Source organism: Sulfoacidibacillus ferrooxidans (assembly GCF_022606465.1).
Classification (GTDB): domain Bacteria; phylum Bacillota; class Bacilli; order Alicyclobacillales; family SLC66; genus Sulfoacidibacillus; species Sulfoacidibacillus ferrooxidans.
Window position 1 is genome coordinate 217,469 of record NZ_JALBUF010000004.1, and the last position, 18,424, is coordinate 235,892.

Genomic DNA, 18,424 nt, shown 5'->3' on the forward strand with positions numbered 1-18,424 from the left:
GTCTTTCTTGCACATATGCAGGAGCACCGAGGCATTCTCCGTTGCATAGACTGTTAGCCATATAACATAAAGACAAATTGACGAAGGTGATGGATATGCTTTCACTCGTCATTGTGTTTTTGGCAGTGTACGGGCTTGTCGTGTTACTGTGGCAATTGAGTCGTAAGTTTCATCGTTTGACCGAAACGACGCTACCTAGTTTGATCGTAATCGTTGGGCATGCCAATCAGTGGATTGAGTGGTTTATTCGCCAATTGTCGTTACAAACGTATGCACAAGGTCAGGATGTGCAGGATGTGTTTATTGTTGATTTGAGTGCTTCAGATGAAACAGCTATGATTATTTCTAAGCTATCTGTGCGATTTTCTTTTGTAACTTATATACCCAGTTCCAATGACCGATGCTGGAGTGATGTATCTACGCTACTTGGGGCTGGGCAACGTGGACAAACGATGGTGGTTCGGGTAGATGGTGAAGAGGACATGCGCCAAGTATTGCGTGTGCTCTCGCATTTTCAGTAGTTATTCGATGATTGGTTCGGATGGTTTGGCACACAATTGTGTAATGATTAAAACTTCTGTAGAGTAATGTACAGTTTTCTTATAAATTGCGAAATAAAATTGTAAAATTAGCAGGAGATTCTTTGTGAATGGAGAATTGTTCCCAGTACGCATAGAGAGACATTGTCTTGGTGCGTGATCAGGACATCGACTATGGGTTCACTGACATCACGAAAAGAGAGAGATAAAAAGATCCACTTGTTTCGATGCATTATGGGGAGTGGGAGTTATGGTTGTAAAAAAGAGGTACTGGGCGAGTGTGATTGGTGTTTGGTCTCTTGCGATCATTAGCCTCATAAGCAGCGCACTTATTTTTCCATTTCCCGCTTTCACCCATTTTATGTGGTTGCTATTCTCTGTGTTATTTTTACTGTTGACTCTTACGTATATCTCTCCGGTACTTTTAGGGGGACAGATGATCAGTCTGTCGCTTGGCGTCGAGATTCCTATGTTTTTGCTATTTGGACCCGTGGTGACGGCTATGAGTTTGATTGTTGCATGGGTGATCGGCGAACTGATTCGCGGGAAGACATGGGATGTAGAACGGACCATTAAAAATATCGGTATGTTTATGCTCATGCCTACATTTGCGAGTCTTGGGTATGGGTTAGCGGGAGGGGATTTTCCAGATAGGATTTCTACCTCCATGCTCGCTCTTCTCTTGCCTATTGTAGTGTTTGCCGTTTTGCACTTTATCTCCAATTACTTCGTCAACTTCTTACATGTCGCTGTGGAGGCACCTGAAGACCCGTGGTTTCTAGAGATTAAGTGGGATCTAGGTTCGTTTGCAGTGGAATTTTCACTGGCCTTGTTATTTGTTTTTTTTGAAAAAATCTATGGACTGCAAGCCATTCTTTATCTATCCATTCCCTTCATAGTGCTATTATATATTTTTCGGCTCTATTCAAACCTTGTATTGGCCAATCGGCAACTGACATTGATTAGTGACTTGACGATGGATTTAAGTAGTGAGCTTCGTGAAGATCAGGTCGTGACTGTCTTGTTAGATGGTCTAGCTAAGATTGTTCGCATGACTTCCTGCTATCTATTTTGCCCTGATGCAGAAGGGATGCTCATACCATGCGGGGTGCGTGGTCTATCCAGTGAGACGGAAGAGATGATGCGCAAGGTTCGATTACAACCAGGTGACGGTGTCACGGGGACGGCATTTTTGCATGGACAATCACTACTTGATAGTGGCCGAAGGCGAGTGACAGTTGATCGTCAGATTCATGGTGTGGCACCTGTACCAGGTCGCTCGATTGTGGCCGTCCCTCTCATCTATCAAGATGAGACTCTAGGTGTATTAACAGTGACACACACTGACTATCATGCGTATTCACATCGGGATCAAGAGATGGTGCAAATTTTAGCGAGTCAGGTTGCAATCTCTCTATGGAATGCGCGGCGTCTAGCTCGTACGGAGGAACAAAGCTACATTGATCAATTGACAGGTGTGTATAACTATCGATACTTTGATTCTGTGATCGAGCGTATGCGGCATGATGCAGACAGGTTACACGCATCACTCGGATTATTGGTGATGGATTTGGACCATTTCAAGCAAATTAACGATAGGTACGGGCATTTGGCTGGTAATGAAGTACTGAAGTCGGTGGCCAATCAGATTCGACAGCTGGTCCGGTATGAAGATGTGGTGTGTCGCTATGGTGGAGAGGAATTTACGGTCATTTTGCCAAATGTTACGCTGGAGGTAGCACTTGCGATTGCCGAACGGTTACGCGAGGGGATCGAACATCATCAGGTAATGATCACGCCGATCGGGAAAACATCCTTTATGCCTATTTATATTACGATGAGTATCGGTGTGGCGGTATATCCGGAGATGGCTAACTCTTCCGTAGACCTTTTGCGCAATGCAGATCGCGCCATGTATGTGGGCTCTAAGCAACGTGGGCGCAATCGCGTGGCGGCGTATGAAAAGTAGCTGTTATATGCTTTGTATCGTACGATCAAGTTGTTCTAGCATCTGCTGTGCATGCTCAGTGTGTCCCATGCGGACCTGCGCGCGGCTAACCATTGTGGATATTTCTACAGCGAGTGGTAAGCGACGATAATGAAGCGCATCGTGTAGGGCAATCTGTGCAAGTTCTATGAGTTTTGGTTTGTCCTTATATACAAGTGCACGAATAGCACGCGTTAATGCATGCAATCGCTCGATGGACGGCGTATCTGATCCTTTTGCGATGATTTCATCCATGATAGTGATCGCTTCGTTGACTTGGCCGTATGCGAGGTGCGTTTCTGCAATTAAGTAGTTTAAACGCGTATGGAGTTCTAGTGTCATATAAAAAGAGTTGCGTTCTAGATACATAGATATCAGATCATCGGCTTCTTCGATCTCGCCTTGGTCTAGATGGTGCATGATGAGCAAAAGATCGGATTCCAGAGCAGATTCTACCCAGTGTAAGGTTTGATGCATGGTTCTTGCTTGAGCGGCCACACGGCCTGCTTCTTGTTCCTGACCTACTTGTAGTAAATGGAGGGCGTGTGACAGGTATTCGTTTGCGATCTTTGTTGAACGGTCTCCGACTGCAACGCTTGTCGATGCGATGTGTGCATAGGTTGTGGATCGTAGCTTTTGACCAAGCATGTGATTGCATTCACTCAGGCGGATGTACAATTGCGCCTGCATCACGCTATCTTGTTGTAGTTGTCGTTCAAAGTACCGCTTGGCTTGCTCGAAAGCATGTAATGCAGTATGTATTTCCCCTAATGCAAATAAAATATCTCCTTGTAATACATATAGACTGTCAAATAAATCGTATCGTTCTTGCTCATGTGCAAGTGTGAAGGTAGTAGTGATCGCTTGAAATGCTGCGTGAAATTCCTTTCTTGCGATGAGTAGCTGCGTCTTGAAATAATTCAATTCGACGTGACCTGCAGGTGTAGTAAAGGCTTCTTCGATGAGTTGTTCTGCTTCTTGATACCGTTGTAACAGTATGCATGTGCGGATGATCTCTATTTTTTGGTGTACGACATCACTTGTGGACGGTGTCAAAAAAAACATGTCTGCAGGTGTCTCAAGGCGCTCTGCTAATCGTTTCAATAATGTTTCTGAAGGCATTGCTCTGCCTGCTTCAATTTGACTGATCATACTTGGAGTGACCATATCATCGGCTAGTTGTGTTTGCGTAAGTCCACGTGCGATACGTAGCTCGCGAATGCGTTGACCGATCAAAGATGGCATGCATCTGCACCTCTTATCTACTCAAATGGGTATGATGTACACTATCATAAGCGAAGAGATAACTTTGCGCAATATGAAGGAAGATTGCGGATTTCTTCACAAAATGCTTACTTTACCTTATCCATTTTGGGTTCAATATGCAGTACACTGTGGATAATGAAATGCACGGGAGGTATGACAACTATGGAAGAGTTCAAGGAACTTCAACTACAGCAACAGCGCTTGCTGCATGCGTGGCTCGATGCAGAGAACGGAGAGGCGCGCTTTCGGATTCTAAAAGAACTGCGCGTTGTCGAAGAGGAACTAGGTGAACAAGTTCGCCAAGGTAGGATTGAAAAGCAAACGCTCCAGTATTTTTCGGTGGCAAGCCACTGATGTCGTGAAGCGCAACGCATAGCAAGCGGTCACTGATGTGATGCTCGTTAAGTTGTTGAGTGTTGAGTGTTGAGTGTTGAGTGTTGAGTGTTGAGTGTTGAGTGTTGAGTGTTGAGTGTTGAGTGTTGAGTGTTGAGTGTTGAGTGTTGAGTGTTGAGTGTTGAGTGTTGAGTGTTGAGTGTTGGTTCTGCACGCCTGTTGGCGTAAGGGCTTACATGCACCGTGGATTCATGTGCTGTGCATGGGGATGGTTTTCATGTGTTTGGTGGAGGAGATGGGATGCTATGTTTCCATCTCCTTTTCGTGCATAATAGAAAGATCAAACGAGGTGAGTTTGTCCCATGCCGTGGTGATGCGATGTGGGTGGATGAAGTTGAACTGTTTTTACGATAACTTAACGTGATCTTCATATCATTGCGATAAACTTTAAATGGCCTCAAGGATGTAGGAGGATTCCAATTTGGACCCAAGGCGTCAGTTTCATGCGGATTTGGAAGCGTTACAGCAAGACCTTTTGAAGATGGGCACGCTTGTAGAAGAATCGATTTTTCATTCTGTTCGGGCGTTGACAGAACAGGATCAGGCGTTAGCAGAACAGGTGTTGGCAGGGGATGATCAGATTGATCGAATGGAGATTGACATTGAGACACGGTCACTCCAATTGATTGCCCTGCAACAACCTATGGCGGGAGATCTGCGCACGCTTGGCACTACGTTAAAAGCGGTGACAGACCTTGAACGCATGGCTGATCACTCGGTGGATATTGCAAAAGTCGTACTGCGGATGAGCAGGCAGCCGTGGGTAAAACCGTTGATCGATATTCCGCGCATGGCTGATTTGGTTGAAATGATGGTGCGCGATGGATTGACTGCGTTTATTCGCAAGGATGCTACACTCGCCAAGACGCTTGCGGTGCGCGATGATGTGGTCGATGGATTGTATGCGCACATTTTTCGGGAGTTGCTAAGCCTGATGATCTCAACGCCAACGGCTGTAGAACAGGCGATGCAACTGATGATGGTGGCACAAAATTTGGAGCGCATCGGGGATCATGCCACGAACATCGGCGAATGGGTCATTTATATGGTCGATGGTGTGCGCATGGATTTGAATGTGTAGCGATGGCGACCGTACATGTGCGAGGCATGGCTGAGAAGTTTTTGCTGTTGTCGGATCGAGGATATGCTGTTTTGCGTGTGCGTCTGACCAATGGCGAGACGGTGCGAGCTGTTGGCATGTTGTCTGAGATTGCGCTTGGTGCCGAGTGTGAGTTCACAGGGCATTATCGACAGCATGTAGAATACGGGACAGAATTTCACGTGGATGCATTTCGCACGCAGGCACCGACCAGTGAAGTCGGTATTATTCGATTTCTTGCGAGTGGAAGATTTACTGGGATTGGGGAGAAGACCGCCAAGCGCATTGTGGATCAATTTGGCGTTCGCACGCTCGATATTTTGCGTGAGCAACCGGATGCGATCACGAAGGTTCCAGGGTTGACTAAAAAACGAGCAAAAGCGGTAGTGGATGCTTTTGCTACACAAGAGGACGTAGCGAAGTTGGGTGCTTTTTTTCGCGCGCATGGGTTACCGCTCCATCTGGCAGATAAGGTCGTGTCTTCGTTTGGCAGTGGGAGCGCGGCGATGGAGGCCGTTCTCACGCACCCGTTCCAACTGGTAGGAGAAGTGTCTGGCATCGGCTTTAAAACAGCTGATGGTATCGCGCGGGCGGTTGGTATCAAGGAAGATGATCCGGAACGAATGGCCGCGGCGCTCTTGCATACACTGTCGGTAGCGGAAGATGAGGGTCACGTCTATTTGCCACATGCTATGTGGTTAGAGCGAGCGAAGAGGCTCTTACTGCTTTCGGCAGAGGATCTAGCGGTAGTTGGGAGTCAACTTGCTACAAGGGGTCGTGTCATATTTGAACAAGTGGAAGATGAGCTACTCGTCTACTTGCCGCAGATGTACAGGGTGGAGACCGCGATTGCGACGCGCGTGAGGGAACTCGTGGAAGCGAAAGTGGAAGCGAAAGTGGAAGCGAAAGTGGAAGCGAAAGTGGAAGCGAAAGTGGAAGCGAAAGTGGAAGCGAAAGTGGAAAGAGAGGCACATCGTGAGGTGGGCGACAGGACTCAGCCCGCACACAGTGAAGATGGGGATCTTTTGACGCCGCTTCAGCGACATGCGGCACAAGCTATATTTACGCATCCGTTAGTGGTGTTAACGGGTGGACCTGGCACTGGGAAGACGACGACTGTGCGCAGTGTTGTGACGGAAGCTACGCGGTGCAGTTTACAGGTTGTGCTCTGTGCGCCAACGGGGCGTGCGGCTAAACGGTTGGCAGAGAGTACGGGGCAGGGGGCATTAACGATTCACCGCTTACTGGAAGTGGGGCAACAAGGCAACGGGCATTATGGGTTTGCACGCAATCGTTCGCACCGCATCGAAGGGGATCTGTTTATTGTGGACGAGGCTTCGATGGTGGATGCGCCACTATTTGCCCATTTGCTTGATGCATTGCCAGATGGTGCACATTTACTTCTTGTGGGTGATCCGTGGCAGTTACCGTCTGTGGGGCCAGGGCAAATTTTACGCGATGTCATTGAATCGCAATTAGCTCTTGTGATTGAATTGCAGTTGGTGTTTCGGCAGGCAGAGCAAAGTGCGATTACGGTTGCAGCGCATGAGGTGCGCCGAGGTAGAATGCCACGCTTTGAAAAGTCTGACGATATTGACTACTATTTTATAGAAGAAGAGGATGCGCAAAAGGTAGCAGAGCTTGTTGTGGATCTTGCAGCGAGACGACTGCCAGGGTATCTTGCACTTGATGCGCGCAGTAATGTACAGGTGCTCTCACCGATGCGAAAAGGATATTGTGGGACGGAACGACTGAATGAGGCGTTGAGTCAACGGATGTTGCCAAAGACCAATGAGACATTGCAAGTGGGCCCACGCATCTTTCGCGTGGGGGATAAAGTGATGCATATTAAAAATGATTATGATCGTGATTTGTATAATGGAGACATTGGATTTGTGAGTGCTGTGCAGGGCGATGGTCTGATTTTTCGTTTAGGGTTTGAGGAGGATGCACGAGAGGTACCGCTTACACGTTCGGAGTGCAATCAGCTGACGCACGCTTTTGCTGTGTCTGTGCACAAGAGTCAAGGGAGTGAGTATCCGTGTGTCGTGCTTCCGCTGGTGCGGGAGCACACGGTGATGCTCTATCGGCAGCTGTTGTATACGGCGATGACTCGTGCAAAGCAACTGCTTGTGGTGGTCGGTTCTGTGCGGGCGTTTGAAGTTGCGCTGCGCCGAGTAGATGCGACGAAGCGGTATACACGGCTATCTTTTCGCTTACGGGATAAATGATGATCGATGGATTTGTATGAAATGACTGAGGGGTAGGGCGATGTTGTGGCTGAGCGAGTGCTTGTAGTCGATGATGAGGAAGCGATCCGAACGCTTGTGGAGTACAATTTGCGCATGGCTGGCTATGAAGTAGAGACTGCACAGGAGGGGCATGCTGCTCTCGAACTCATTGCCAAGAGGAGTTATGACCTGCTCGTGCTGGATTTGATGTTACCTGGTGTCGATGGTCTGGAACTTTGTAAACGACTGCGTCAAGCTAATTCGAAGGTCCCGATTATCATGCTCACGGCGCGTGGCGAGGAGATCGATCGTGTCGTTGGTTTGGAAATGGGTGCGGATGATTATGTGACGAAACCATTTAGCCCGCGTGAGCTTGTGGCACGTGTGCGTGCTGTGTTGCGGCGAAAGGCGGATGAGCCAGTGGCTGCTGTTGCAGCACAAGGGGATCTGTACAAAGTGGGCGATGTCCTTATGGATTCTGGGCGCTATGAGGTCACTGTGCGCGGAGAATTGATCGAGCTTACGCCACGGGAGTTTGAACTGTTGCATTATTTGCTGAAAAATTTGGATCGTGTGGTTAGTCGCGATCAACTGCTAGACGGTGTATGGGGATATGAGTACGCTGGGGACACGCGGCTTGTCGATGTGCACATCAGTCACTTGCGCGATAAGGTGGAGGAAGACCCGAAAAATCCGCGGTATATCAAGACGGTACGTGGTGTAGGCTATAAATTTGTGCGAGGGGAGTAAAAGTATGTGAATTTTTTGAGCATTGAACCGTGGATTGTGATAGGAGCCATTTGTGTGGTGCCTATCTTCTATACTTTATATCGGGAATATCATGTGCGCAAATGGCAACACGCACTTGCGCAGGTGCTAGACGCGGGGATTTCGCAGCGTGAATTGCCTGCGCGGATCGCAGTGGGTGGGCGTGAGCTGCACATTTTGTCGCGGGTGTATGAACTGGCTGAGTTGATGCGTGAGGCGCGCGAGGAAACGATGCAAGAGCGCAGTAAGCTTGAGGGGATCATGGAGCCGCTGGTCAGTGGTGTGATTGTGATTGATCGGGCGGGGAAGATCGTGCTTGTCAATGCGGCTGTTCAGCGTCTTCTTAGCCTCAATGAAGACGATATGGTCGGACGCTGGCACTGGGAGGCGGGTCACCACTATGGGCTCGCGTCGTTAGTCGATGAGGCGATCGCATATGGGGTTGTTCAAAAGCGGGAAGTACAATTACACAAGCCGCAGGAACTGACGCTTGAAGCGCACGTGACACCGATTAAGCAGTCCAATGGCTCGATTGCAGGGGCGGTTGTGCTCTTGCACGATGTGAGTGAATGGCGCCGTTTGGAACGGATGCGCAGTGATTTTGTGGCCAATGTCTCGCATGAACTGCGAACGCCGATTACAGCGCTCAAGGGATTTGCTGAGACGCTTCTGGACGGGGCATTGCTGGATCAGACGACTGCTAGGCAATTTGTGCAGATCATGCAGGATGAAGCGGATCGCATTGGGCGGTTGGTCGAAGATTTGCTAGATCTGTCGCGCATTGAAGCCAAGCAGATCGACCTCCATTTGGCACCTGTGGAAGCGGAGTGGATTATGCAACGGGTGGTCGATACATTTTCTGGACATGCGTCGGATGCGGGCGTGGCTCTAGCGCAGGAAGTGATCGGACGTGGGCCAATTGTGGCGTTAGCTGACAGTGATCGGTTGCGTCAGGTGTTAATCAATCTTGTCAATAATGCATTACAGTTCACCCCTGCAGGCGGCAGTATCACGCTGACGGCTGAGCGCAAGGGCGATCGGATCGTATTTGCGGTGCAAGATTCAGGTGTAGGTATCCCGCCTGCAGATGCACAACGTGTATTTGAGCGCTTCTACCGTGTGGATAAGACGCGCAGCAGACAATCAGGTGGCACGGGACTCGGCCTTGCGATCGTGAAACATCTAGTGGAGTCCCACGGTGGTCATGTCGGCGTATATTCAGAAGTAGGCCAAGGTAGCCGCTTCTTCTTTGATGTGGCAAGCGTGGATGCAGATGGAGACGAGCTCTAGGCTCTGTGGCGTGGCGCGAATGGTGGCGTGACCATGGGATACATGGAGCACATGGAGCACATGGAGCACATGGAGCACATGGAGCAGGGAAATGGGAATTATTGAGATAGCTATCTTGTGATACAGCATAGTTGTCGGTTTGTACTTGTATCGTTTTTTAGGCACACTATGTTTTGCGTATCGGAGATTGCCTGCGGGACATGGCGGTCTCCTTTTGCATTTGTACATTCCGATGATTGACGTCACTCAGACCTGTGATATGATAAATTCACTTTATATGAAATATTAGCAAGTTGATGTTGTAAGAGATACAACGAAAGCGATCAAGTACTTTTTAAGTGAACACTTTGTATGAGACCATTTATTGATGTATCTGATGCTCGTTAGGTTAGAAGAAAGAATGTAGCATGTATATTGAATATATCTTTTGGAGGGTGTGATGGCGATGCGGTTAGCGATTGTTACAGATAGTACTGCAGACTTACCACGTGAAGAAGCACTGGATCACGATGTGACGGTAGTACCACTTCATGTGATTTTTGGAGAGCAATCCTATCGCGATGGGATCGATCTTACTGCGTCTGAGTTTTATGCAAAACTCTCTACTGAAAAAGTCCTTCCAACCACTTCGCAGCCTTCAGTTGGTGATTTTGTCGAGGTATTTACACGATTATTGAAGGATCATGATGCGGTACTTGGGATCTTCATTAGTTCTGAACTAAGTGGGACGGTACGTGCAGCAGAGACAGCGCGCGGTTTGGTCGATGGGGAGATTACCATTGTTGATTCTGGGATGGTTGCATATGCGCTTGGCATTCAAGTCTTAGAAGCAGCAAAGCTTGCGAAAGCAGGGACAGACGTTGAAACGATCGTAACTCGCCTACAAGAAGTTCAAGGGAGAATAGGTGCATACTTTGTCGTAGACTCACTAGAGTTTCTAAAACGCGGTGGACGAATCGGCGGTGGTGCAGCTGTACTCGGGACCTTGTTACAGATAAAGCCTGTACTGATGCTGCGCGACAAACGCATCGATATGTATGAAAAAGTGCGGACGCACAAGAAGGCACTCGATATGCTCTTCCAACGCTTTGTCGAAGACTCGCAGGACAAATCCTATGTCTACGGAGCAGTGGTTCACAGTGCCGCGCTTGATCTTGCTACAGAAGCAAAGAAGACCATACTAGAAAAGGTTCCTCAGGCCAATATGCGCATCATTGAGCTCGATCCAGTTGTTGGTGTTCACGTGGGTCCAGGTGTGTTATCGCTCATTTACCACGCGGAGTAGCAACACTATTCACTCTAGGATTACACAAAGGGTTGGGCTTGATTGGGTATCGAAGGTACTGTTACAGCCTGGGGGTATTGTTGTGCGTATGGTAGATCCGTTACTCGATCTGTTCTTTCCAACACAAGCAACGTGTCCACTATGTGGTGGTGTGTTCAAACACATACCACAGGGCGTCTTTTTCCCACCAAAACTATGCGATCGTTGTAAGCAGGGTGTCACTGAGAATATCGTAGGGTTGTGCCGTGTGTGTGGACGAGCAGGGGAGGGTGGACTATGTTCGGATTGTACAAGAACGCCTCACCTGTTTTTAGAGGCTCGCGCCTTTGGACACTATGATGGTACTCTGGAACGAGTCATCAAAGGTTTAAAGTATCAAGGTGATCGAAGATTTGTCCCCATTCTCGGTGAGTGGATCGTCGAAGCGTACCTTCGCCACTATGGACATGCTCGTGACCACTTGATCGTGCCTGTTCCGATGCACCCTAAAAAACAAAGTCGCAGAGGATTCAATCAAGCCGAGGATCTCACTTCTTTTCTAGTAAAACGACTATCATTACCATGTGCTAACGTATTGGAAAAAGTCACACTTAGCGACAGTCAAACCACGCATTCAAGGCAACAGCGCATAGAATCACTGCAGGGAGCATTTGCGCTAAATTACACAAATGATCTGACTTATAATCAATATGCATTGCATTTGATAGAACATTATATGGTGAAGTTAGGTCTAGTGAATGATGGACATGGTCATAAGTCATCGATCGCGCAGTCACTGGCTGAACGTGCACGATGGAGGGAAATGATCGGTAACCGTCATACGAACGAACGGAAGCATCAGAGTCAAGCTATTTCATCACGATGGCATCAGTTGCGCACGCGTGTGTTGCAACTGGGGATGGTAGATAGAAGATCGAAAAGAGTTCCTAGTGAATATCAACATCTTGATCGAGGGTCTTCAAAAGCCAAGATGATGGACAGATGGACACATAGTAAAGCAGATGAGGTGAATCACAAACAATATCGATTAGCAGGTCATCTATACAAACGTGAAGCGTTTATTAGAAGATTAATCGAAGGCCAATCTATTTTACTCATCGATGATGTGCTGACAACGGGTGGAACAGCCGACGCCTGCGCCGAAGTGCTATATCAAGCCGGCGCAGTGGGTGTCCATGTTCTAACGATCGCAAGGTGACTTTGATTTCATATTTTTCATTACTTGTTGTGGAGAAGTTTGATTATGGATGAGTGAGGATAGGTATTTCAGCATTTCGGATTGAGGAAACATTGTCTTTCCTTCATATAACAATTTTCGTGCGGTTTGATGGTCACCTCGTGACCAGGCCAAATTACATGCCATAATTGTTTGTGTAACTGTAGGTTGTATCGAGCGGGCCTTCTTTAACCAAGTTGGTACTTTTTCCATCTTCTTTTCTTGTAAAGCACGTAAAGCGTTCATTTCGCATTGCCAAGCAGTGTGTCCTGTCCAATTTATTTGAACAAGAACTTGCTTGATGGGCGAATATTTTAGTTGGACCCATACATTATCTATATCTGTTGCATTTTTTAAGTGGGATACTAAAAATTGCTCTGCACGCATAGCGATCATTTCTCGAATGATCGGGGTGACTGTCCATTTGACAGCTGGTTGCGTTTTTTGTGATTGATCAAGAGCTACGATATACTGGCCTCGAAATCCACCTTGTTGAAGTGCCCAATAGGCAGTATTCACCCGCACATGCTCCAGTTCATATATACCAAGTAATAACCAATTGATTTCTTCTGGATGATTCTCTGTATATTGTAAAAGAGCTTCATATCCTTGACTATAAAGTAGAGCCATGCGAGCACGATGTGTAGATTCCGTTTCGCCAAAGGCTGCAACTGCTCGACTAATGACATTATCAGCATCTGAGAAACCAGCAATTGCATAAGCCTCAGCATAATTGCCGTACGTATGTGCATCCCACAAACGGGATTCGAAATGTTCGTGTAAAAACGTAGGATCATTAGGTGCAAGCATGACAATCGGAATAATGGCTGCCTCTAATGCTTTATTTTCTTGAAAAGCTTGTAAAAAATAACGTCGAGAGCTTAAATCATCGCCAAGAAGAGCCCAGGCCATAGCTAAATCATAGGAAGCAAGATATGTCCCAGAACCTTCTACCGATTCGATGAGGTTTGGTGTTGTATCTCCCTGTTCACGGCATCTCATAAGAATCTTGACTGCATCTGCTACTTTATTGTGTTGCATAAGAAAGGATGCATAGCGACGCAAGAGATCTGTATACCAAGGAAACAGGTGAATTCCTTCGCGTGCACTGTGGATCGCTTGATCTCTTTTGCCAAGCTCCCATTCAATCGTTATGAGATTAAGAACGATTCGCGGTGTAAAGTTAGGCCAGGTCGTAGGAGACTTTCGTTTTAATTCTTGCCAGGTGTGGTTAGCAAGTTGGTAGGCTTTTTCCCAGTCGCGTTGCATCATGTACTCAACAATAAGATTAGATTGCTGAAAGACATTTGTTGGGTCTTGTTTGAGTTCTTGTTCAAGAAGCGCTGTGTTGCGGGATGTTTTTGATCGTCGCGCTAAAAATTCATCCGTATACCCAAGATGATGCAAGGTGAGGTCAAGAGTAGCCATTGCACCTCCATGATGAAAAACGGAGTCTGCAATCTGTTCGTGAATAGCCCCTGAATACAGATGTCCACGACGAAAGATGCGCATCACTCGTATCGGGACTGCGCTCGATAGGTGAGTCAGTGATCCAAGATAACTTTTAGATATGACAAAAATACCTTCTGCATCTGTCTGAGTGAGAAACTCACGTACGTGTAGTCGTTCTTTTGAATCAAGATATTCATCCGCATCAATTACGAGAATAAAGTTACCTTGTGCATAGCGCAAAGACTCATTGCGCGCAGCAGAAAAGTCATTGCACCATTCAAACTCATGAATAATACAACCAAATTCACGTGCGATATCCATTGTCTGATCAGTTGAACCAGTATCAATTACGATGATTTCATCTGCAACACCTTGTAGCGATTCTAAACACTTGCGCAATGTGAGCGCTTCATTCTTTGCTATGATACAAGCTGAAAGTAACACCTCTGCACATCCTTACTATGTCACAACGAACTATCTGTCAAAACAGCATGTAGAAATTGTTTTGTGTGCTACCAATAGTTTAATTTCTTGTTTTATACTAGGTATTAGGACTGATAACGTACTTGAATCCACGTTTTAGCCCAACTCTCCCAAAATTCAAGCATCGAGTCATACCCTTCATTTACTTTACTAGGATCAATGAACCATGATACTGCCATATTGTAATAAAAGATATAGGTAGCATCTGCATAAGAAGAGACTTCAAGATCGGGATTAAGCGATGTCCGCAAAAAAGTGAGTATGTCTTCGATTTGAACAATATATTCACGAGCAGTCGTAATATCATTTTCTTCTGCTAGCTTCTGAATCTGGCGCGTGAGCATGGCACCACGCTCATGCAGTTTTGCCAGTTTAATGGGTAGTGGAGCCGTTAAAATGGACTGTTGGCGGTAAACATCTGAAGCATTCATGATAATCTACTCCTTAATGGTTGAAATAGTTCAGTTGGATTTAATTTCGTATGAATTTTATCCGAGGCAATCTTTAGCATTTCTGAATCTGGGAATGAGTTTTTTCCGGAAAAAATGATTTTTCTTGCGGTTTGAACGTCATTTTTAGCTAGTGCTAGATCACATTCCAGTAAGAACTGAGTAACTGAAGGTTCATATTGCTTACTTTTCATTAACCACTCTTCTGATTTCTCCCATTGACGCTGATGAAAAAAATTGAGAGCATTTTGTTCACACTCTTGAACGGTACATCCTTTCCAAACGATCTTTTGCATCACTTGTTGTAGTGGAGAGCATTTGAGAGTGATCCAATATTGATCAATGTCTATCGCTTGCAGTAACCATTTTTCTAAAAGAGTTTCCGCGTGTATCGCTATAAAGTCGCGAATGACTCCAGATAATCCCCATGTCGCGGTCATGGATGAAGCTACTATTTCTTTTACTTTTACAACATATTCACCGCGAACTTTTGCACGCGCTAGAGCATAGTTTGCCTTTTCTTCGTCTCCTATGTCGAGGCAATGGATACCGAGAAGTAGCCAATCGATATCGTAGTTTACTCTTTCTGCACGTTCAAACAATGCCTCTGTACCACCTGTATTGAGAAGGATGGACATATGTGCTCGATGCGTCGCTTCTGATTCACCAAACCTTTTCTCGATGCGATCTACTACTTCTTGTGCATCTGGGTAGTTCCAACTGGCGTATACTTCTGCATAAGTTGCAAGGGCAGTTGGGTCATATAACTTGGGTTCAATATATTCATGAAGAAGATTAGATTCTTTTGGTAGCAAACCAATAATAGGGATAAGAGCTGTTTCGATCGAGGGATTTTCAAAAAATGCCTGAAGGAACCACTTTCGTGCATTAAGATCATCGCCGACTTGAGACCATACCATACCGAGTGAATAAGCGGCGTAGTAGGTACCAGCACCTTCTAAAAATTCGATTAACCCCAACTGAGTATCCCCTTGCTCACGACAAGCCATGAGTTGGGAAATCGCTTTTTTATAGTGTCCTTGTGTAGCGAGCATGTCTGCGTAACGCTTTTTAAAGTCTGTAAACCACGGGAAGTACCTGATGGCTTCGTCCATGTATGTAAATGACTTGTCGATTTTTTTAAGTTCCCATAGCGACGAGACCAGCAGAGAGATCATTCGTGGAGCATAATTAGGCCAAGCGTTTTGAGGCATACTTTTTACAAGTTTCCATGTTTTTTCGCTTAATTCTGCACATTTTTGATATTGTCCAGAAATGGAATACTCCGCCATGAGGTTAGTAGCATGAAATAGATTGTCAGGGTCTTGCGCGATGGATTGTTCAATCAATGTGGTATTGCGTTTTGATTTTGTGCGAAATTGAACAAATTCATTGGTATAACCCAAATGAACAAGGGACAAATCAAATTTATCTATAGGTAGTTTTGTTTTAAATACGGAGTCAGCAATCTGTTCGTGAATGGCTCCTGTGTAGAGGTGGCGATTGCGAAATAGACGCATGACGCGGATAGCTAGCGTGCTTGTTGGATGAGCGAGCGGCCCCATCAGACTTTTAACATTGATAAACACACCTTCTGCATCAGTCATTTCAAGATACTGAGCAATAGTTTGTCGTGATATTGATTCTACAAATTCGTCTGCATCAATGACGAGAATCCAATCACCTGAGGCGTGTGTGATACCTGCATTTCTAGCATGTGAAAAGTCATTGTCCCATTCATAGGTGATGATCTTACAACCATATGATTGTACAATTTCAATCGTTTGATCAGTTGATCCTGTATCAACGACGATGATTTCATCAACTAAACCTTGCAACGACTCGAGACAACGTTTAATGGTCCATTCTTCATTTTTCACAATCATACAAGCTGATAGGAGCATGTAAACCTCGCCTTTTTTATCGTAGTGAAATAGCATATGAAACTTATGGTATATAGCTGAGTATTATGTAGCCGAGTGATTCAGACTATTTTTTGCATAACTTGTTCGTACTTTTGCAAATTGAATTTCACGATCGAGAGCATGTTGAATGCGAGTTATGTTTTCCTGAATAAGTTGGCTCAATTGACTGGTTTGATCATTCAATCGACATAACTCGGCATCTTTTACATTGTCTTTAGCATCAATTGAAGATAACGCAGTGGTGCGTTCCCACATTAAAACATAGACTGTATAATAATTTTCTTGTTTTAAAGCCTCAAAAATAAGTTTATCTAAATTACATATACGCTCTATAGTAGAATCCATGGTACGGTCACCTCAACATACATAGCGTAACATCTGATCATTAACCTCCTGATGAACTAGAACTGGATCCAGTATTGGAAGAAGAACTTGAGGAAGATGTGCCATTCATCAATGCGTTGATTTGTTGCATTTGTGCGCTTGATTGCTGGAGCGAGGCATTTAAATTATTTAATTGCGATGTAAAATTTTGCACGTTGCTTGCGATCATTTGATTTAATTGAGTTAAGTACTGATTGGTTTCTTTTTGTTGTAGCGAAATAGAGTTTAATTCGCTAGGAATGACTCCAGTAGAACTGCCTGCTCCTAAAAATTCATTTAAAACAGTATTGACTTGACCTAGAATCCCTGTTGTTGGTGTTTCTGATGAGAGTGCAGTGGTTTGAATCACGCCAAAAAGTTGTTGCACAGCAGATGCATTATTTTTTACTGCATCTGTAAACATAGTTTGTCCAGATGGTAAGGTCCCACTAAAGCTAGCAGTGCCAGTTGTACTACCTGATGAAAATCCAGAAGCGGTTTGAAATTCTAGTTTTCCGGTATTTGGGTCAATGACAATGCCAATTTGAGACAAGGATTGATAGATACTTGATTGCGTGCCTGAACCGTTTGCTCCAACAAAAGAGTTTACGGCATTTGGCAGTTGTGATAAAAGGCCTGTAGCTGCAGGGTCTGTAAAAAGAGGACCCGTTTGTGCCTGTGCATTTTGTCCAGATGTTGTTGGTGCCGTGTAAGATGTATCTGTATTTAATGTGGACATAACAGAATTATAGGCGTTCATCCAAGTTTGCACTGCGGATAAAGCACTATTTGAATCTTGAGATAGTAAAATCGTACCTGATGATCCAGCTTGACTTACATTGATTGTGACGTTTGGAATTGCGTTTGTAAAGACATTGCTTGCTGAAGTAAGGGTCATAGAGCCATCTAGCGTAATAGAAGCATTTTTTGCAGCGGCTGTTAATGTAACGCCAAGCTGTCCAGATATCACAGTACCACCGTTAATATCCTGTAATGAAAAGGTGTTACTTGAGCCAGCATTGGTATCTTGAAAACTGATCTCATAACCACCATTTGTGTCGAGCACAGAAGCTACAACTCCAGTGCTAGATGTATCTTGATTTACAGCGCTAACGATAGAACTTAAACTTTCACCACTTGTAACAGTAATCGTAGCAGTCCCTGTTAATGCAGAAGTGGAGGCGGGTATAATTTGAAACGTACCTGCAGTTAGTGTTGAGCTTCCTGTAGAAGTAGCTAAGCTCACAGAGGCGGTATTCCACTGTGCAGTAGATAGATTATTGACCATGACAGTATAAGAAGATGGTTGTGCACCAGACGTTGAGGTAGCTGTAAAACCGGTGCCTGTAGTTGTAAGGTTAACAGAATTCCAACTCAAAGAACTTGCAAGAGTTTGCGTTGCGGATTGGAGTTGCGAAAGAGCTGGTTGGAGACTAGTTAAAGCACTCTGCGTTGAAGATAATGTCGAAAGTTCATTATCCGGTATTTGCTCCAGTTGCGATGTGAGTACCGCTTGCATTTCTGATGCGTATTGTTGTACAGGTAGCCCAGTACCACCTAAGTTTGGGATTGTATTTAGTTGTTGTAATAGATTCATCGACATCACTGTCACCCCCTATGAGGAAAATCGCGCAAGAAATAATCACGCGATTTTCCCATAACCTACTATGTGTGTATT

15 protein-coding genes are annotated in these 18,424 nt (G+C 45.5%); 9 read left to right on the forward strand and 6 right to left on the reverse strand.

Annotated features, from left to right (window positions below; genetic code table 11):
- Positions 1-95 precede the first annotated feature (95 nt).
- Both MM817_RS08640 and MM817_RS08645 read left to right on the forward strand, forming a co-directional pair.
- Complete coding sequence (locus MM817_RS08640; RefSeq protein ID WP_241713803.1) at positions 96-521, forward strand: glycosyltransferase family 2 protein; 426 nt, start codon at positions 96-98, stop codon at positions 519-521.
- Positions 522-789: 268 nt separating this feature from the next.
- A complete protein-coding gene (locus tag MM817_RS08645; protein WP_241713805.1) occupies positions 790-2,508 on the forward strand; it encodes a GGDEF domain-containing protein in 1,719 nt (572 codons plus the stop codon).
- 3 nt (positions 2,509-2,511) lie between these two features.
- Here MM817_RS08645 and MM817_RS08650 read toward each other — a convergent pair whose 3' ends face one another.
- A complete protein-coding gene (locus MM817_RS08650) occupies positions 2,512-3,771 on the reverse strand; it encodes a helix-turn-helix domain-containing protein (RefSeq protein ID WP_241713807.1) in 1,260 nt (419 codons plus the stop codon).
- A 183-nt stretch (positions 3,772-3,954) separates the two neighbouring features.
- Here MM817_RS08650 and MM817_RS08655 point away from each other — a divergent pair, with 183 nt between their 5' ends.
- The 7 genes from MM817_RS08655 (at position 3,955) to MM817_RS08685 (ending at position 12,056) form a co-directional block, all read left to right on the forward strand.
- Positions 3,955-4,146: a hypothetical protein gene (locus MM817_RS08655; protein WP_241713809.1), complete on the forward strand. Its 192-nt coding sequence runs from the start codon at positions 3,955-3,957 to the stop codon at positions 4,144-4,146.
- Positions 4,147-4,606: 460 nt separating this feature from the next.
- Positions 4,607-5,266: a phosphate signaling complex protein PhoU gene (phoU, locus tag MM817_RS08660; protein WP_241713810.1), complete on the forward strand. Its 660-nt coding sequence runs from the start codon at positions 4,607-4,609 to the stop codon at positions 5,264-5,266.
- Between the two features lie 2 nt (positions 5,267-5,268).
- Positions 5,269-7,515 (forward strand): SF1B family DNA helicase RecD2, encoded by a 2,247-nt coding sequence (gene recD2, locus MM817_RS08665; protein WP_241713812.1) that lies wholly within the window; start codon positions 5,269-5,271, stop codon positions 7,513-7,515.
- A gap of 45 nt (positions 7,516-7,560) precedes the next feature.
- On the forward strand, positions 7,561-8,265 hold the full coding sequence (locus MM817_RS08670; protein ID WP_241713814.1) for a response regulator transcription factor: 705 nt from the start codon (positions 7,561-7,563) through the stop codon (positions 8,263-8,265).
- Between the two features lie 6 nt (positions 8,266-8,271).
- Positions 8,272-9,573, forward strand: coding sequence for a two-component system histidine kinase PnpS (pnpS, locus tag MM817_RS08675; protein WP_241713816.1), 1,302 nt, complete (start codon positions 8,272-8,274; stop codon positions 9,571-9,573).
- A 439-nt stretch (positions 9,574-10,012) separates the two neighbouring features.
- Positions 10,013-10,858, forward strand: a complete 846-nt coding sequence (locus MM817_RS08680; protein ID WP_241713818.1) for a DegV family protein — start codon at positions 10,013-10,015, stop codon at positions 10,856-10,858.
- Between the two features lie 82 nt (positions 10,859-10,940).
- Positions 10,941-12,056, forward strand: a complete 1,116-nt coding sequence (locus tag MM817_RS08685; protein WP_241713820.1) for a hypothetical protein — start codon at positions 10,941-10,943, stop codon at positions 12,054-12,056.
- On the opposite strand, the gene MM817_RS08690 is transcribed toward MM817_RS08685, so the two are convergent.
- From MM817_RS08690 to fliD, 5 genes are all read right to left on the reverse strand, one after another.
- Complete coding sequence (locus MM817_RS08690; protein ID WP_241713829.1) at positions 12,039-13,970, reverse strand: glycosyltransferase family 2 protein; 1,932 nt, start codon at positions 13,968-13,970, stop codon at positions 12,039-12,041. The genes MM817_RS08685 and MM817_RS08690 overlap by 18 nt on opposite strands.
- Positions 13,971-14,074: 104 nt before the next feature.
- Positions 14,075-14,440 carry a flagellar protein FliS gene (locus MM817_RS08695; RefSeq protein WP_241713830.1) on the reverse strand — a complete coding sequence of 122 codons (366 nt, stop codon included), beginning with the start codon at positions 14,438-14,440 and terminating at the stop codon, positions 14,075-14,077.
- Positions 14,437-16,362, reverse strand: a complete 1,926-nt coding sequence (locus tag MM817_RS08700) for a tetratricopeptide repeat-containing glycosyltransferase family 2 protein (RefSeq protein ID WP_241713832.1) — start codon at positions 16,360-16,362, stop codon at positions 14,437-14,439. The genes MM817_RS08695 and MM817_RS08700 overlap by 4 nt, the downstream gene beginning before the upstream one ends.
- 63 nt (positions 16,363-16,425) lie before the next feature.
- On the reverse strand, positions 16,426-16,728 hold the full coding sequence (locus MM817_RS08705) for a hypothetical protein (protein WP_241713834.1): 303 nt from the start codon (positions 16,726-16,728) through the stop codon (positions 16,426-16,428).
- Positions 16,729-16,768: 40 nt separating this feature from the next.
- Positions 16,769-18,349 (reverse strand): flagellar filament capping protein FliD, encoded by a 1,581-nt coding sequence (gene fliD / locus MM817_RS08710; RefSeq protein ID WP_241713836.1) that lies wholly within the window; start codon positions 18,347-18,349, stop codon positions 16,769-16,771.
- Between the last annotated feature and the right edge of the window lie 75 nt (positions 18,350-18,424).

Excerpts from the sequence above, each read along its gene's own strand:
- MM817_RS08695 (WP_241713830.1), bottom strand. The coding sequence starts at position 14,440 with ATGAATGCTTCAGATGTTTACCGCCAACAGTCCATTTTAACGGCTCCA.
- MM817_RS08700 (WP_241713832.1), bottom strand. The coding sequence starts at position 16,362 with ATGCTCCTATCAGCTTGTATGATTGTGAAAAATGAAGAATGGACCATT.
- MM817_RS08680 (WP_241713818.1), top strand. The coding sequence starts at position 10,013 with ATGGCGATGCGGTTAGCGATTGTTACAGATAGTACTGCAGACTTACCA.
- MM817_RS08645 (WP_241713805.1), top strand. The coding sequence starts at position 790 with ATGGTTGTAAAAAAGAGGTACTGGGCGAGTGTGATTGGTGTTTGGTCT.
- MM817_RS08640 (WP_241713803.1), top strand. The coding sequence starts at position 96 with ATGCTTTCACTCGTCATTGTGTTTTTGGCAGTGTACGGGCTTGTCGTG.
- MM817_RS08655 (WP_241713809.1), top strand. The coding sequence starts at position 3,955 with ATGGAAGAGTTCAAGGAACTTCAACTACAGCAACAGCGCTTGCTGCAT.
- recD2 (WP_241713812.1), top strand. The coding sequence starts at position 5,269 with ATGGCGACCGTACATGTGCGAGGCATGGCTGAGAAGTTTTTGCTGTTG.
- fliD (WP_241713836.1), bottom strand. The coding sequence starts at position 18,349 with ATGTCGATGAATCTATTACAACAACTAAATACAATCCCAAACTTAGGT.
- MM817_RS08705 (WP_241713834.1), bottom strand. The coding sequence starts at position 16,728 with ATGGATTCTACTATAGAGCGTATATGTAATTTAGATAAACTTATTTTT.
- MM817_RS08650 (WP_241713807.1), bottom strand. The coding sequence starts at position 3,771 with ATGCCATCTTTGATCGGTCAACGCATTCGCGAGCTACGTATCGCACGT.